We start from the raw sequence: 15,282 nt of genomic DNA, 5'->3' as shown, positions 1-15,282 counted from the left end.
GGCAGTGAGATGCTTCAGCATAACATCCAGAAGGTTGGCGCGGCGGGGCAGCGAACGGCCGTAGAGGCAAGCTGCACCCAAGATAAGCAATGCCGGGGAGAAATGTGGGCGCGTGTCGCTCCGGATGACCGAACGAACGGCCGTTGGTTGTAAGCGCCCGCTGAAAACCGCTCGCCAGCTTGTACACCTGCCGACGCTTCAAAACAGTGCTTGGAACCTGTTTGTAGCCCATCGGGGCCGCGCGGAGCCCGGAGGCATCCGTTAAAACAGGTTCTTAAAGTCGCTCGTGGGCCGTGCTCGTGCGGCGCACCGTGCCGCCCACTACGATGGCCGCGCCAATCAGCACGATGTTCTTGATGATGTACTGCCCCTCCATCGTCAAGCCGAAGGGCACCGACGTGAAGCACACGTCGGGCAGCAGCACGAGCGGAAGCATGGTGCCGGGTATCTGCAGGAACAGCAAGAAGAGCGCGAGCCGGTTCATGGGCCGGTACAGCAGCCCCAGCCCGATGGCCACTTCCCACCACCCCAGGATGGGAAAGAAGATGTCGGGCGGCAGAAAGTAGACGGTGTTTTTGACGAGCTCCTCCGCCGGACTCATGCCCAGGGGCTTGAGCAGCCCAAACCAGATGAACACCACCGCCAGCGCGTAGCGCAGCACCCGGCGCCCGTTGCGGTCCATCCACCCGGCCAGGCGACGGTCGAACGCGTCGAGGCGCGTGGCTTCCAGGAATCGATCGACGTACCGGTCCATAGCATTCCTCGCGTTGGTAGGGCAGCAAACGACACGCCGTAACGTACGCAGCAAGCGGACGGAAGGTGCTGGGGGCTTTCTGAAAACCGTGTGGGGATGGCGCCCGGCCACGCTGCTGCTCCGTTCTATTGCAGCACCGCGCTTCCGCCGCAGGCTGCTTCGACCGCTCACTGTCTCAGACTGAACGTAGACGTTGCGATAGAGCGCCCGCCGGCACCCAACTTCCGCAAAAACGCCGCAAAAGCACCGGGCCCGGCTGAACGACCGGGCGGGCTGTTCGTCTACTAATGGCCCTGTTTGAGAAGTCCGCACCGGCGGCGCCCGCTACAGGCCTGCCGCCCCGCTGACGTTTCAAGCAGCCCCGAATGCCCCGAATCCGCTGCCCGATGCCTTGTCCTCATGCGCTTTACGACGATTGAATCGCTGGCTGCTCGTGTCGATGCGCAACCCTACGGGCCGTTGCTGCGCCGCGTGGGCCGCGTGGCGGCGCGCGAAGACATTGCGGCCTATGCTGTAGGCGGACTTGTGCGCGACCTGATGCTAAAGCGCCCCACGACGGACATCGACTGCGTGACGGTGGGCGCGGGCACCGGCATTGCACTGGCTGAGGCGGTGGCCGATGCCGTGGGCGGCACCACGGCGCACGTGTATCCAAACTTTGGCACGGCAGCCGTGCGCGTGCCGGCGCCCGGTGCGGCAGACGACACGCTGGTGCTGGAGTTTGTGGCGGCGCGCACCGAGAGCTACCGCCGCGACTCGCGCAAGCCCGTGGTGGAGAGCGCGACCCTCGCGGAAGACCAACGCCGCCGCGACTTTACCATCAACGCGATGGCCATGCACCTGTGGCCCGATGCGTTTGGCGACCTGATTGACCCGTTCGACGGCCGCGCCGACCTGCAGCGGCGCCGGCTTGACACACCGCTCGACCCGCACGCTACGTTCGATGACGACCCGCTGCGCATGATACGGGCGGCCCGCTTTGCGGCGCAGCTCGAATTTCGCGTCGCCGACCGCGTGGCCGATGCCATGCGCGCCCACGCGGGCCGCGTCGACATCCTCACCCAGGAGCGCATCACCGACGAGCTGCAAAAGCTGATCGTCACCGACCGGCCCTCGGTGGGCTTTAAGCTGCTGGAGCGCAGCGGCATCCTGGCCCACATCCTGCCCGAAGTGCAAGCCCTAAAGGGCGTAGACGTGCGCGACGGCCGCGACCACAAGGACAACTTCTACCACACGCTCAAGGTGCTCGACAACCTCGCCGAGCGCGTGAAGGAGCGTCCGGCCGAGGAGACGCGCTGGCTGCGGTGGGCGGCGCTCTTTCACGACATCGCCAAGCCGCAAACCAAGCGCTACTCCAAGGCCGAAGGGTGGACGTTTCATGGCCACGAGGAGGTAGGCGCCCGCATGGTACCGGATCTTTTCCGGGCCCTCAAGCTCCCCCTCGACGGCCGCATGGAGTACGTGCAGCAGATGGTGCGCCTGCACCACCGTCCCATTGCGCTGGTGGACGACGACGTGACCGACTCGGCCGTGCGCCGCTTGCTCTACGAGGCGGGCGATGCCATCGACGACCTCATGACGCTGGTGCGCTCCGACGTAACGAGCGGCAACCCGCACCGCCGCCGCCGCTACCTGCGGGCGTTTGACCGGGTGGAAGAAAAGATGCGCGCGGTCGAGGAAAAGGACCGGCTGCGCAACTTTGAGCCGCCGGTCGATGGGTACGAGATCATGGAGACGCTGGGCATTTCGGAAGGCGCCGCGGTGGGCATTGCCAAAGAGAACATCCGCGAGGCCATCCTAGAGGGCGAGATTCCCAACGAACACGACGCGGCGTTTCGGTACTTGCAGGACATCAAAGACGAAGCGTTGCGGCGCGGCGCGCTCTTTCAGGAGATGCTGAAGCGCCTGCAGGGCCCCGAGCGCCGGGCCATGGGGGCCGTGAAAGAGGCGATCTTCCACGACCCGGCTCTGCCCGACGATTGGGACGCGGCCCTTTCGTATCTGGTGGAGGTTAAGGACGCGGCCCTCGCCTCGGCAGACGCCTCGTAGCCTACAGCGCGCGCACCGCTTCCACCACGTGCTCGGCCGTGATGCCGTAGTGCGCCATCACCTCGTCGCCAGGCGCTGAGGCCCCGAAGCGATCGATGCCAATCGCGGTGCCCGCGTCGCCCACGTAGCGGCTCCAGCCCTGCGTGACGCCTGCTTCAATGGACACCCGGCGGGTGACGGCGGGCGGCAGCACCGACGTCCGGTAGTCTTCCGGCTGCGCTTCAAAGAGCTCCCACGACGGCATGCTCACCACGCGCACCGCGAGGCCGTCCTCGGCGCGGAGCGTCTGCGCGGCCGATAGGGCATGCTGCACCTCGCTGCCGCTGCCCATCAGGACGACGTCGGGGGTGCCGTCGTCGTCGCTCAGGATGTAGGCGCCGCGGTGGAGGCCCTCGGCGCTCCCGTGCTGCGCGCGATCGAAGGTGGGCACGCCCTGCCGCGTGAGGATGAGCGCGGTGGGGCCGTCGGTGCGGTGGAGCGCGGCCATCCAGGCCTGGGCCGTTTCGGCGGCATCGGCCGGACGAATGACGGTGACGTTCGGAATGGCGCGCAGGGCCATCAGGTGCTCAATGGGCTGGTGCGTGGGGCCATCCTCGCCCAGGCCAATGGAGTCGTGGGTGAACACGTAGGTGACGGGCTGCTCCATGAGTCCGCTCAGGCGGAGGGACGGGCGCAGGTAGTCGCTAAAGATCAGGAACGTGCCCACGTACGGGCGCAGGCCGCCGTGCAGGGCCATGCCGTTGGCGGCGGCGGCCATGGCGTGTTCGCGTACGCCGAAGCGAAAGTAGCTGCCGCCGGGCGTGTTGGCCTGGTGATCGGCGCGGCCTTCGATGTCGGTTTTGTTGGAGCCGGTGAGGTCGGCCGAGCCGCCCACGAGGTGCCCGCCCACGACGGGGCCAAGGGCGTCGAGCGTTTGGCCGCTGGCCGCGCGCGTGGCGAGCTTCGAGCCGGCCTCAAACGACGGCAGATGGTCCGCAAGGTCGTCGGGCAGCGTGCCGTCCATCCAGTGCCGGAAGGTGGTGGCCTTCTCCGGATGCGCCTCGGCGTAGGCATCCATCAGCGCGTCCCAATCGTCGCGGCGCGCCTGGCCCGTGGCGGTGGCGTCCATGTGCTCGCGCACATCATCGGGCACCCAGAACGTCCGATCGGTGGGCCAGCCCAGCGCCGCTTTGGTGCGCTGCACCTCTTCGTCTCCCAGCGGCGAGCCGTGCGCGGCGGCCGTGTCCTGCTGGTTGGGGCTGCCGTACCCGATGTGTGTCTTTACGCAAAGGATGGAGGGCCGATCGGTGACGGCTTTGGCCTGACGGATGGCGGCGTCCACGGCGTCGAGGTCGTTGCCATCGGCCACCGTTTGCACATGCCAGCCATAGGCCGCGAAGCGCTGGGCGACATCCTCGGTGAAGGCGAGATCGGTGGAGCCGTCGATGCTGATGTTGTTGTCGTCGTAGAGGTAGATGAGCTTGCCGAGGCCGAGGTGGCCGGCGAGCGAAGCCGCCTCCGACGCGATGCCCTCCATGAGGTCGCCGTCCGAGACGATGCCGTAGGTGAAGTGCTCCACCGGGGCAAAGGCGTTGGTGTTAACGTGGGCCGCGAGGTAGCGCTCGGCAATGGCCATGCCCACGCCGTTGCCAAAGCCCTGCCCGAGCGGTCCGGTGGTGGTTTCGACGCCGGGGGTCAGGTGCGCCTCGGGGTGGCCGGGCGTACGGCTGCCCCACTGCCGAAACTGCTTGATGTCGTCGAGCGAGAGGTCGTAGCCCGTAAGGTGCAGCAGGGCGTACAGGAGCATCGAGCCGTGGCCCGCGCTGAGGACGAAGCGGTCGCGGTTGGGCCAGGAGGGATCGGAGGGGGCGTGGCGCAGGTGGCGCGTCCACAGCACATAGGCCATGGCCGCAGCGCCCATGGGCATGCCCGGGTGGCCGCTCTGGGCCTTTTGGACGGCATCGACCGCCAGGAAGCGGATCGTGTTGATGGCGCGCGCGTCGATGGAGGAGAAGTCGTCTGGCATGGAGCGAAGCAAAATAATTGAAGGCAAGGAGCATGCATAAGGAACAAAGCGCTGCCCGAAGTTACAGCCGCTTGGCGAGATTTCAACACATTTCGCACCGGTCCGATGCACGCGGGCCGCGCTGTGGGCGAAACATTAGCGGCAGGGCGGCCGGGGCTACCGGTTAAGGGCGTGGCGCAGGCGAGGCGCATGGCGACGGCTCCACGCGTAGCCGCGCACCAGCAGGTGACGCTGTATCGTTACGCGCAGCCGCCGCGTACGTGTCCGAAGCGCGTCCATCCACGGGACCACGGCGATGCAGGCAAGCACAAACAGCACCGCGCCGATGCCTGCGGCAGCGGGCGACCAAGTTCCGGCTCCCAAGGCCCTGAGGCTCAGCCCAAGCCCGCTTCCAAACAGCAACACGGCATGCGCAACGTACACCGCCAGGGTCTCGCGCCCGATGCGCTGCACCCCTGCAGGGAGCGTGCCAGCCGCCAGCTCCAGGGCGCGGGCCGCGGCCATCAGCAGCAGCACCTGCCCAAAGCGCATGACGAGGTAGTTGTTGTAGGCCATGGCCCGAAAGACATCCAGCGTGGAGAAGCGGTGCAGCGCCATGAGCCCTTCCGACGAGGCCATCCACAGCACGAGCCCTGCGCTGCCCCACACGACGGGAGTGCGCCACGGGTGTGCTGCGTCGTGCTGCAACTGCCAGCCCAGCACGCCGCCCAGCAAGGTGTAGCCCACCCACGGAATAGGCGTAAATGTAGAGCCGTGTGCTTCGGTGAGGTAGTGGCGGAAAACGAGCGGCACGTTCGCCCAAGGCTGCACCTGCAGGACCTCATCCAACCCCAAAACAGGAGTCCGGTGCCAAGCAAAAGCAGCGGAAACAGGCGCACGCGGCCTGCGGACAGGCAATAGAGCCCCACCACGGCCAGCAGCCCCAGGCCAATGCAATGCAGCACGTCTACCGTCCACACCCAAGCCGGCACGCCCATCCACAGCATGCCCACGTTGAGGTGCAGCACGTAGCCGAGGCCCACCAGAAAGAGCCCGCGGCGCACGCCCTTCCCCACCCGCGGATTGCTGCGCGGCGGCACGTTGTTGCGCAGCAGGATGTACACGAACACCACGCCCGTAATGGTGAAAAAGAGCGGAGCCGTAAGGCCGCGAAAGAAGACCCACGTGGTGTAGCCGGGCGTAGGCGTGCGGAAGGACGCATCCAGCATGGTATCTACGAAGTGCCCCTGCAGCATCATCACGATGGCAACGGCGCGCAGGACGTCAAGAAACTGCAGGCGTCCGGCAGATCCGTGGGGCGGCGCAGAAGGAAGGAACGAGCGCATGGTGCGGAATTCGGTGGCGGCAGCAGGCCTCAACGTACAGGGAAACACGGTGGTGTGCAAGAAGGCCCGCCGAGGCCAGGGCAATCACACGCGTAATCGCGAACCCGCCCTGGGCGCTTCATAGTCAGTCGCTGCTCCTGGGGCATGTCGACGTCATTTTGCAATTCAGTCCTGAACAGCGTTAGCACGAATACGCACGATTGATGCAACGGCTCTGGACATTTTGGACAAGGGGGGCATGCCTGTGGCGTAACTTCTGCGACGGAGCGTTTTTCCGTGTACATGGAGATCGCCACGTCACTCCCCAGGGGCACTCCTCGCGATGACAAGGAGAATGCTGCTTTTTTGTGCGTTGGGCGTGCAGTTGGTCGAACTCGTCGGAACAGCCATCTGAACCACCAACATTGCATGTCTACCGTCAACCGCTGTTGTCATTGCGAGGAGCCGTAGGCGACGCGGGGGCGTTTAGATCATCCTGAAAGGGCCACCGTGACAAACGAGCAATAACCCGCCGTACAGAACCATCGACGGCTCACGTCCGATCCAGAAAAACGAGCCAGCCTTGAAGTTCGAACACGTAACAGTGCCGTAGAACCCACATAGCACAACGTAAAATGGTCGTTCGCTGCTGAACATCATCCAGAGACGGCGGGTCTAAGAATTCGCACTTATTACCCAACGAAGCACGGCTCCTTCATGTCCACCGTTTTTGTCACACGCAAGGTCCATTTCAACGCCGCACACCGGCTGCACAACCCAGAAAAGTCCGACGCGTGGAATGCAGAAACCTTCGGCGCGTGCAACAATCCGAACTGGCACGGGCACAACTACGTGCTGGAAGTGACGGTTGCCGGCACGCCCGACCCGGAGACGGGCTACGTGGTGGACCTGGGCGCGCTGAAGCAGGTGCTGCATGAGCGCGTGGTGGATCGGATGGATCACAAGAACCTGAACCTGGAGGTCGACTTTTTGGACGGCATTTTGCCTTCCACCGAGAACGTGGCTGTAGCGATTTGGGAACAGCTGGAGGGTCACCTGCCGGCGGGCCGCTTGCACTGCGTGCGGCTCTACGAAACCGAGCGCAACTTTGTTGAATACCGCGGGGACTAGCGCGCCCCGATTTTTCTTATACGATTGCACCTGCGAGGTGCCTTTTTATGGCTGAAAAGAAAATCCTTTCGGACCTGCACGACATTTCGGGCGACGGTGCCCCCGTCAACGGCGCCCACAAGACGTACGACCGCCGCGACCATTACGATGCGGAAACCACCGACCGGGTGGCGGCCCGCATGCGCGACATCCTCACGGACCTGGGCGAGGATCCGTCGCGCGAGGGGCTGCTCGACACCCCGCAGCGCGTGGCCAAAGCCTACCAATTTCTGACGCAAGGGTACGCCCAAGATCCGAAAGCCATTCTGCAGCAAGCGCTTTTCGCCGAGGCGTACGACGAGATGATCTTGGTAAAAGACATCGAGTTTTACTCCCTGTGCGAACACCACATGCTGCCGTTCTTTGGGCGGGCGCACGTGGCGTACATTCCCGACGGACACATCGTGGGGCTCAGCAAGATTCCGCGGACGGTGGAAGTGTTTGCGCGTCGCCTGCAGGTGCAAGAACGCCTCACGCTCCAAATCCGCGATGCGATTGATGAAGTGCTGCAGCCCTTGGGCGCGGCGGTGGTTATCGAGGCGCAGCACCTATGCATGATGATGCGCGGCGTAGAGAAACAGAGCTCACGCACGACAACGAGCTCCATGAGCGGCGAGTTTGAGAAGCACCGCACGCGCACTGAATTTATGCGGCTCGTTCAGGCTTCGTCCTGACGCGGGTTTTCCCAGCGTTCTTCTGCAACGCGGAAGACGTCGGCGCACTGCGCGAACGCTTCGGCGGGGCCAACCAGCGTGAGCCGGTCGTCGGGGGCGAGGACAAAGTGGCCGTCGGGGGTGGGAATGTTCGTGTCGTCGCGCCGCACGGCCAAAACGGTGAGGCCGTAGGTTGTGGGCAGCGACAGCTCGGCCAGGGAATGGCCCGCGGCGCGGCTGCCGGGCCGCACCCACACCACGCGCGTGTGCAGGTTCTCTTCGTGCAGGCCGTGGAGGTGAAGCGGCATAGCAGGTGCGGCTTCGTCGCCGGCACGCATCAGGGCATAATCATGGGCGCGCACCTCCTGCACATGCTCCTGAATCTCGTGCGCCGGAATCTGATACGCCCGCAGCACTTCCGAAAATAGGCGCACGGTGCTTTCCATCTCTTCCGGCACAACAACCTCGGCGCCGGCGGCGTGCAGGGCCTCCACATCGGCAAGATACGGCGTCCGCGCAATCACGCGCAGCGTTGGGTTGGCCTCGCGGGCCGCTTCCACGATGCGCCCGACGGCCCGCCGGTCGTTGATGGCAACGACGCACAACTTGGCGTGCGACACGTGGGCCGCTTCGAGGACGTGCGCCCGGCTGGCATCGCCGTAGAGCGCCGTGTACCCATCGGCCGTCGCATCGGCAATGGACTGCGGGTTGAGGTCCAGGATGATGAGCGGGATGCCGGTGCTGCGTAGCACGGTGGCAAGGCGGCGCCCAGCGGGTCCGTAGCCCACAATCAGCGCATGGTCCTCCAGGGGCGGCGCCGGCGACACGGCATCGGCGCCCGGCGTGAGGCCGAGGCGCTGCAGCCAATCTTCCACCTGCTGACCGGCACGGGGGGCGCGTTGGGCCAGCAGCGGCGTGCACAGCATCAGGAGGACGGTGGTGGCAATGAACAGCTGTTCGCCGCTCGTGCCCAGGCCCATCGGGTGGAGGCCCACAGCGCGGCCGGCGGTGTTGAGCACAAACGAAAACTCACCGACCTGCGCCAGAAGCAACCCGGTGGCCACGGCCGCGCGCGTCGGGTAGCCGGTTAGGCGCACGCTGGCCGCTGTAACAAGTCCCTTCAGGACAACCACGAGCGCTGCAAGGCCCAGCACCATCCACAGGTGGGCCCAGAAGAACCCCACGTCCATGAGCATGCCCACGGAGACGAAGAACGCAGCGTTGAATAGGATTTGCAGCGGGACCACTTCGCTGAGCGCCTGCGCGCTGTAGGGACTTTCGCTCACGGCGAGGCCCGCCAAAAACGCGCCCAGGGCAAGGCTCACGTCGGCCAGGCTGCTGAGCCAGGCGGTGCCAAAGCAGAGCGCAACGATCGTCATCAGAAACAGCTCGTGGCTGCGCGTGCGGGCGACGCGCTCCAGGAGCCACGGCACTACGCTGCGGGCCGCCACCAGCACGCTTGCGATGAGTGCGGCGGCCTTGCCCAGCGCCCACGCCAGGTCCAGCGGGTGGCCGCCCTCGCCGCCCAGCAGGGGCACCACCAGCACGAAGGCCACTACGGCCAGGTCTTGAAAGATGAGCACGCCCAGCGCGCCCTGTCCGGCCGCCGTTTCGGTCTCTTTGCGGGCCGCGAGGATGCCCAGGACGAGGGCTGTAGAGGAGAGGGCGACGAGGCCGCCGGTGAACAGGGCCTCGGGCCAGCCCACGCCCCACCACCGGCAGGCCCCCGCCACGATGAGCAGCGTTGCGCCCACCTGCAGGCTCCCGGCGCCCAGCACCAGCCGCCGGATGCGCGCCAGCTTTTCCAGGCTAAACTCCAGCCCAATGGTAAAAAGCAGCAGGATGACGCCCACCTCGGCCAGGTTTTGCACCAGGGCCGGGTCGTTTACGAGGCCAAGCACGCTTGGACCAATCACCACGCCGGTCAGCAGAAAGCCGACGATGGGCATCACGTGAAAGCGCACGCACACGTAGGCAATGGCAATGCCCAGCACGAGCAGGAGCACCACATCGTCGAGGAACGGAAGCGTGACGCCGGCGGCAACAAGGGGAGGCATAGGCATTACGGGGTGGGGCGAGGCGCGCTTCGGATGACGCGGCCGGGGCTGGTAAAGGAGATGCCAAGCGCCGACTGCGTGCTAATCATAACGGATTCAATAACCGGCGGAGCAACCGGCGCGTCCGCCTCCCACTCCACAATGAAGTTGGCTCCGGCGCCGCCCGTGCGATCGTCTTTGGCAACGACAAACGCGGTGGAGGCCAGGGGTGCCAGCGTCTGCGGGGCGTCGAGGTACTGCCGCACCCAGGTGCCTTCCGAGTCGTGGTACGTCACCGAGGTGAGGGTGATGGGGCGGTTGATGCTGGTGTTGCGCACGCTCAGCGTAACCGCGAGGTCAATGACCTGCGGGCGGTCGGTCAGGTTGAAGTAGATGTACGAGTAGGCGGGCACGTACACCGTTTGGGCAACGGCTTGCTGGGTGGGCGGGAGCGCGCGCTGCGGGCGCCAGGGGGCAGCGGAAACGCCATGCCCGGTATCGGGGGAAGTGCTTGGGGGGGCAGATTGCACCGGTGCCCGGTCGGCCGGGATGTTGCAGGCAGAGAGTGTCGTAGCGAGCAGGATGCTCCACAACGTAAAGCGTAACAGTTGACGCATGGTCAAGGCCTCGGGCAAGGGAGAAGCACGCAACAGAACAAGGCAACGGAGGCGCGATGGCCCGGTGTGGCCAATAACGCACGCGCCACGATGAAGCTCGCCCTAGCGAGCCGCACCGTGGCCACGAGGCTACGCTTTACGTGACGTGTGTGCCGTCGCGGTCGTATGGCAACACGACAGGCCGGTGGCACGCGGTCATGCCGTATCGATGGAAACGCGTTGGATGATGTCGTCGGCTTCAATGGCATCCACCACGTCTTGCCCGTCGGTCACTTTCCCAAATACGGTGTGCTTGCCGTCCAGGTGCGGCTGCGGGGCATGCGTGATGAAAAACTGGCTGCCGTTTGTGTTGGGGCCCGCGTTGGCCATCGAGAGGGCGCCGGTTTCGTGCGTGAGCGGGTTGTCGTCCACTTCGTCTTCGAACTGATACCCCGGGCCGCCGCGGCCGGTGCCGGTAGGATCGCCGCCCTGAATCATAAAGCCGTCGATGACACGGTGAAACGTGGTGCCGTCGTAAAAATCCTCGTTGGCCAGGAATACGAAATTGTTGACCGTCTTCGGCGCGTGCTCCGGATACAGCTCCGCGGTAATGGTACCTTTGTCGGTCTCAAGGGTCGCGGTGTACGTCGCATCGGGATCGATGGACTGCTCCGGCGGCTGGTTCCACTGTTGATGGTCGGCCATAAAGATACACATTTTCAAACAGTTGATGGAGCAATCCGACCGGTCCCCTTCCCCAGTGTTTCCCGCATCAGGGGGCGCATCGGGGGCACGGCCCCAACCGACGCTCGTCATGCGTCAGAAGTACCGGTGGTGCAATTGCAGAAAGCGACACGCCGAAAAGCGACAGGTTCTCGGCGGCGGATCCTTGGCGTATGTACCCTGTATGCGTGACGGTATCAGCTGCGCCGTTTGGTTGACAGCACGACACAATTAACGCACCGCAGCGGATGCTGCGAATCTAGCATTTCAGTTCAACGAACAAGCTTCGGTACCCATGAATCACCACGCTGCTCCGGTATCAGATGCTATGGCCGGCTGGAAGCGCTTCCAGCCTCATAATGATCTCCCGCCGCATGTGCCGCAACTACACCTCGACCGCTCAGGCACGATCCTGCATGCCACCCCAACCGCTCAGCGCCTGCTCGAATATGACGACGAGGAGGCGCTCAATCCGTGCTTCTTCACGCATGTGCACGGGCGCAACTTGCATCAGGTGATGCAGGACATGGCCCACATGGTGCGGCAGCGCAAGCGAAAGGCGTCGTGGTTCTTGCGGTTGCGCACGGGCAACGGCCGGTGGCGATGGTTTCGGGCGCAGGCGTCGAACAAGCTTTACGCCCAGCCGCCACACATCGCCGTGAATCTGCAGCCGGTGTAACGCCGGCGCCCCCATGGCTTACGTACAGCAGGGAACGCATCGGAGGGCACGGTTTGAAATTGACGTGCGTGCCCGTCGCATCGGTTGCGCCTGACGGTGGTGCTGGCTACACTAACAGTGCTCGCCCGGTTTGTGCTCTCCTTTGCAACTGACCTGCTTTTATGGCTTCCGCTACTTCTTCTCGTGTTGTTGTCACCGGCCTGGGGGCGCTTACGCCGCTGGGCAATTCTGTAGATGCCTTCTGGGAGGGGCTTACCACCGGCGCTAGCGGCATTGGGCCCACCACCCGCTTCGACGCGTCGGACTTCCGTTGTCAGATTGCGGGCGAGATCCGCGACTTCGATCCCACGGCGTACGTGGATGCGAAGCAGGCCCGCCGCCTCGACCGGTTCAGTCAGTACGCGCTGGCGGTGGCGGCCGATGCGTTGGCCGATGCGGCGTTGCAGCCCAAGGAGCTCTCCCCCGACGCCCGCGATCGCATCGGCGTTATCTTTGGCACCGGCATTGGCGGCGTCGATCTGTTCCAGGAGCAGGCCGAAGTCTTTCGCGAACACGGCCCGCGGCGTCTCTCGCCCTTCTTTGTGCCCATGATGATTAGCAACATGGCGGCGGGCCTCATTGCCATGGAGCACACCCTGCGCGGGCCCAACCACTGCGTCATCTCGGCGTGCGCGACGGGTAACGACGCGGTCGCCGATAGCCTGATGCTGCTGCGCCATGGCCACGCCGATGTTATGATCGCCGGCGGCACCGAGGCAGCCATCAATGAGCTGTGCGTGGGCGGCTTTGGCTCGATGCGCGCGCTCTCCTCGCGCAACGACGCACCCACCGAGGCGAGTCGTCCGTTCGATGTGGACCGCGACGGGTTCGTGCCGTCCGAAGGCGCCGGCGCTCTGATTTTGGAGACCCTGGAGCACGCTGAGGCCCGCGGGGCGCGCATCTACGCGGAGGTTGCGGGCTTTGGGAAGTCGAACGACGCGCACCACTACGCCGCGCCCGATCCCGACGGCCGGGGCGCCACGCTGGCCATGCACGGCGCGGTGGACGACGCGGGCCTCGCGCGCACCGACATCGACCACATCAACATGCACGCCACATCCACCCCGGTGGGCGACATCATCGAGTCGAAGGCGATCGAGCAGGCCTTTGGCGACCACGCCCACGAGATCAGCTGCTCGGCCACCAAGAGCATGACGGGCCATCTGCTGGGTGCTGCGGGAGCCGTCGAATCGATCGCCACGGTGCTCGCGCTGCATCACGGCATTGTGCCGCCCACCATCAACACCGAGACGGTGGAGGAGGGCTGCACGCTCAACTACACGCTGGGCACGGCCGAGGAGCGTCCGCTACGGGCCGCCCTGGCCAACGCCTTTGGCTTTGGCGGACACAACACCACGCTGGCGTTTACGCCGGCGCCGTAGCACGGGCCTCGCCCGCCGTCTGATGCTGATTACCGCCTGCCCCGATTCTGCGCAATGCCTGCCCCCGACCTGCGCCTCTTCGCTCTTTCCGAAACCCACGATTTTGGCGCGCGCGTCGCGGCGGCCATGAACCGGTCGCTCGACGACCACGAGGAGCAAACGTTTACCGATGGCGAGCACCTGCTGCGGTCGCTGGTCAACGTGCGCGGCCGCGACGTCTTTGTGGTGCAGTCGCTACACGGCGGGCCGCGGTACAGCATCAGCGAGAAGCTAACGCGCCTCCTTCTGTTTATTGGAGCGCTTGAAGATGCCGACGCGCGGCGCATCACCGTGCTCATCCCATACCTGTGCTACGCCCGCAAAGATCGCAAGACGCGTCCCCGCGATCCGGTATCCACGCGCTACATTGCGGCCATGCTGGAAGCCGTGGGGGCCGATCGTGTGGTGACCATGGACGTACACAATCTGGCGGCCTTTCAAAATGCCTTTCGCGTGGGCACCGATCACCTGGAGGCGCGCCCGCTGTTTGTGCAGCACGCCGCCCACACGTTAAGCGACGAGGAACGCCTGGTGGTGCTGTCGCCCGACGAGGGGGGCGTGAAGCGTGCGGCGCGCTTTGCGGAAGGCCTCCGCGCGGCGCTGGGCCGTGACATCCAAACCGCGTTTGTGGAAAAAATCCGCCGCGAAGAGGGCGTCAGTGGAGGCACGCTGGTGGGCGACGTGGCGGGGGCGACGGTGCTGGTGCTCGACGACCTGATTAGCACGGGCGGGACGATCGCGCAGGCGGCTCAATCGGCGGCCGAGGCCGGCGCCGCACGCGTGATTTTGGTCATCACGCACGGGCTCTTTGTGGGCGCCGCGGCGGCGACGTTGCAGGCCGCACCCATCGCCGCCCTCTGGACGACCAACACGATTCCGCCGTTTCGCCTGCAGGACACCGCGGCCCGCGATCTGCTAACGGTGTGCGATGCCGCCCCGCTCTTTGCCGATGCCATCCGGGCCATCCATACCGGCGGCTCGGTGACGAAGTTGCTTCGGGTCCGGGGCTAAGGGCGTCAGCCTTAAGCGGTCGCCTCGTCGGACGCATCCACCGCCGCGTGAGCGCCAATGAATGTGCGCAGCGTCTCGGTGACGGCTTCGGGGCGCTCAATGGCGCTCGAGTGTCCGGCCTTCGGCAGACGCACCAGCTCGCTCGTTGGAATCGCGGCATGGGCTTGCTCGGCTTTAGCGGGCGGCGTGGCCACGTCCTCTTCCCCCACCACAATAAGCGTAGGCGTGGTGACCTCGTCCAACCGGGGGAGTAAATTCTCCCGGGTAAAAATGCCCTGCCCTGCACGATAGACCCCTTGCCGGTCGTTGGCGCGCACGATGTCCTTCCATTCCTCCAGCGCTTCGGGCTGCTCGGCGCAGAACGTCTCCCCGAACAAGATCGGCATCACGCGGTCGATGACAGGGCCATAGCCCACGGTTTTAACGAGCCGCAGCATGGCCTGATACTGAATGCGCCGCATGGTTTCTTCCGATCCGGCCTGGGTTTCCAGAAGGGCCGCGCTGTGTAGCCGGTCGGCATGATCGACGAGCAGGTGAAAGCCCACAAAGCCGCCCATCGAGAGGCCCACGTAGTGGCAGCGATCGATGGCGAGCGCATCGAACAGGGCCACGGTGTCATCGGCCAGCTCCGGCACGCTGTAGCCGTCCTCGGTCACTTCCGATTGCCCCTGCCCGCGCCAGTCGATGGCGATGCAGCGGTAGTCGTCGGCAAAGGCCTCCATCTGATGCGCCCACATGCGGTGCGTCATCAAAAAGCCATGGGCGAAAAAGATGGTTTCCGGGCCGTCGCCCGCTGTGGTGTAAAAGTAGTCGCAGTCGTTAACGGTAACGTGGGGCATAGC

General features: G+C 65.2%; 13 protein-coding genes and 1 pseudogene. 6 read left to right on the top strand and 8 right to left on the bottom strand.

The window, feature by feature from the left end:
• Positions 1–274: 274 nt before the first annotated feature.
• Positions 275–754 (bottom strand): hypothetical protein, encoded by a 480-nt coding sequence (locus tag SALLO_RS0107785; protein ID WP_022835749.1) that lies wholly within the window; start codon positions 752–754, stop codon positions 275–277.
• A 399-nt stretch (positions 755–1,153) separates the two neighbouring features.
• Between SALLO_RS0107785 and SALLO_RS16030 the strand changes: the two genes are divergently transcribed.
• Positions 1,154–2,803 (top strand): CCA tRNA nucleotidyltransferase, encoded by a 1,650-nt coding sequence (locus tag SALLO_RS16030; RefSeq protein ID WP_022835748.1) that lies wholly within the window; start codon positions 1,154–1,156, stop codon positions 2,801–2,803.
• Position 2,804: 1 nt separating this feature from the next.
• Here SALLO_RS16030 and tkt read toward each other — a convergent pair whose 3' ends face one another.
• The 3 genes and pseudogenes from tkt to SALLO_RS18900 all read right to left on the bottom strand — a co-directional run.
• A complete protein-coding gene (gene tkt, locus SALLO_RS0107775; protein ID WP_022835747.1) occupies positions 2,805–4,808 on the bottom strand; it encodes a transketolase in 2,004 nt (667 codons plus the stop codon).
• A 156-nt stretch (positions 4,809–4,964) separates the two neighbouring features.
• Positions 4,965–5,600 (bottom strand): hypothetical protein, encoded by a 636-nt coding sequence (locus SALLO_RS18735; RefSeq protein ID WP_228702795.1) that lies wholly within the window; start codon positions 5,598–5,600, stop codon positions 4,965–4,967.
• A 62-nt stretch (positions 5,601–5,662) separates the two neighbouring features.
• Positions 5,663–6,133 (bottom strand): annotated as a pseudogene (locus SALLO_RS18900) (heparan-alpha-glucosaminide N-acetyltransferase domain-containing protein); the annotation flags it as partial.
• A gap of 696 nt (positions 6,134–6,829) precedes the next feature.
• Between SALLO_RS18900 and SALLO_RS0107765 the strand changes: the two are divergent.
• Positions 6,830–7,243 carry a 6-pyruvoyl trahydropterin synthase family protein gene (locus tag SALLO_RS0107765; RefSeq protein WP_022835746.1) on the top strand — a complete coding sequence of 138 codons (414 nt, stop codon included), beginning with the start codon at positions 6,830–6,832 and terminating at the stop codon, positions 7,241–7,243.
• A 179-nt stretch (positions 7,244–7,422) separates the two neighbouring features.
• Positions 7,423–7,956 carry a GTP cyclohydrolase I FolE gene (gene folE, locus SALLO_RS0107760; protein ID WP_267283242.1) on the top strand — a complete coding sequence of 178 codons (534 nt, stop codon included), beginning with the start codon at positions 7,423–7,425 and terminating at the stop codon, positions 7,954–7,956.
• On the opposite strand, the gene SALLO_RS16025 is transcribed toward folE, so the two are convergent.
• The 3 genes from SALLO_RS16025 to SALLO_RS0107745 all read right to left on the bottom strand — a co-directional run bounded on the left by SALLO_RS16025 (position 7,941) and on the right by SALLO_RS0107745 (position 11,272).
• Positions 7,941–9,992, bottom strand: a complete 2,052-nt coding sequence (locus SALLO_RS16025; RefSeq protein WP_022835744.1) for a monovalent cation:proton antiporter family protein — start codon at positions 9,990–9,992, stop codon at positions 7,941–7,943. The two genes, folE and SALLO_RS16025, sit on opposite strands and share 16 nt — an antisense overlap.
• A 5-nt stretch (positions 9,993–9,997) precedes the next feature.
• Entirely contained in the window at positions 9,998–10,588 is a 591-nt protein-coding gene (locus SALLO_RS16020; protein WP_084696322.1) for a DUF3124 domain-containing protein, read from the bottom strand.
• A gap of 195 nt (positions 10,589–10,783) precedes the next feature.
• Complete coding sequence (locus tag SALLO_RS0107745) at positions 10,784–11,272, bottom strand: peptidylprolyl isomerase (protein ID WP_028567030.1); 489 nt, start codon at positions 11,270–11,272, stop codon at positions 10,784–10,786.
• 394 nt (positions 11,273–11,666) lie between these two features.
• Between SALLO_RS0107745 and SALLO_RS0107740 the strand changes: the two genes are divergently transcribed.
• The 3 genes from SALLO_RS0107740 to SALLO_RS0107730 all read left to right on the top strand — a co-directional run bounded on the left by SALLO_RS0107740 (position 11,667) and on the right by SALLO_RS0107730 (position 14,440).
• Positions 11,667–11,969 carry a PAS domain-containing protein gene (locus tag SALLO_RS0107740; RefSeq protein ID WP_228702794.1) on the top strand — a complete coding sequence of 101 codons (303 nt, stop codon included), beginning with the start codon at positions 11,667–11,669 and terminating at the stop codon, positions 11,967–11,969.
• 161 nt (positions 11,970–12,130) lie between these two features.
• Complete coding sequence (fabF, locus tag SALLO_RS0107735; RefSeq protein ID WP_022835741.1) at positions 12,131–13,390, top strand: beta-ketoacyl-ACP synthase II; 1,260 nt, start codon at positions 12,131–12,133, stop codon at positions 13,388–13,390.
• Positions 13,391–13,444: 54 nt separating this feature from the next.
• Positions 13,445–14,440 carry a ribose-phosphate diphosphokinase gene (locus SALLO_RS0107730; protein ID WP_022835740.1) on the top strand — a complete coding sequence of 332 codons (996 nt, stop codon included), beginning with the start codon at positions 13,445–13,447 and terminating at the stop codon, positions 14,438–14,440.
• Between the two features lie 11 nt (positions 14,441–14,451).
• Here SALLO_RS0107730 and SALLO_RS0107725 read toward each other — a convergent pair whose 3' ends face one another.
• Positions 14,452–15,279, bottom strand: coding sequence for an alpha/beta fold hydrolase (locus SALLO_RS0107725; protein WP_022835739.1), 828 nt, complete (start codon positions 15,277–15,279; stop codon positions 14,452–14,454).
• Positions 15,280–15,282: the final 3 nt, after the last annotated feature.

The sequence above is a fragment of the Salisaeta longa DSM 21114 genome, assembly GCF_000419585.1.
GTDB classification, from domain to species: Bacteria; Bacteroidota; Rhodothermia; order Rhodothermales; family Salinibacteraceae; genus Salisaeta; species Salisaeta longa.
Note: the sequence above shows the minus strand (reverse complement) of the source record. Positions and strands in the feature narration are given on the sequence as shown.

Excerpts from the sequence above, each read along its gene's own strand:
- SALLO_RS0107745 (WP_028567030.1), bottom strand. The coding sequence starts at position 11,272 with ATGGCCGACCATCAACAGTGGAACCAGCCGCCGGAGCAGTCCATCGAT.
- fabF (WP_022835741.1), top strand. The coding sequence starts at position 12,131 with ATGGCTTCCGCTACTTCTTCTCGTGTTGTTGTCACCGGCCTGGGGGCG.
- SALLO_RS16025 (WP_022835744.1), bottom strand. The coding sequence starts at position 9,992 with ATGCCTCCCCTTGTTGCCGCCGGCGTCACGCTTCCGTTCCTCGACGAT.
- SALLO_RS0107730 (WP_022835740.1), top strand. The coding sequence starts at position 13,445 with ATGCCTGCCCCCGACCTGCGCCTCTTCGCTCTTTCCGAAACCCACGAT.
- folE (WP_267283242.1), top strand. The coding sequence starts at position 7,423 with ATGCGCGACATCCTCACGGACCTGGGCGAGGATCCGTCGCGCGAGGGG.
- SALLO_RS0107765 (WP_022835746.1), top strand. The coding sequence starts at position 6,830 with ATGTCCACCGTTTTTGTCACACGCAAGGTCCATTTCAACGCCGCACAC.
- SALLO_RS16020 (WP_084696322.1), bottom strand. The coding sequence starts at position 10,588 with ATGCGTCAACTGTTACGCTTTACGTTGTGGAGCATCCTGCTCGCTACG.
- tkt (WP_022835747.1), bottom strand. The coding sequence starts at position 4,808 with ATGCCAGACGACTTCTCCTCCATCGACGCGCGCGCCATCAACACGATC.
- SALLO_RS0107785 (WP_022835749.1), bottom strand. The coding sequence starts at position 754 with ATGGACCGGTACGTCGATCGATTCCTGGAAGCCACGCGCCTCGACGCG.
- SALLO_RS0107725 (WP_022835739.1), bottom strand. The coding sequence starts at position 15,279 with ATGCCCCACGTTACCGTTAACGACTGCGACTACTTTTACACCACAGCG.
- SALLO_RS16030 (WP_022835748.1), top strand. The coding sequence starts at position 1,154 with ATGCGCTTTACGACGATTGAATCGCTGGCTGCTCGTGTCGATGCGCAA.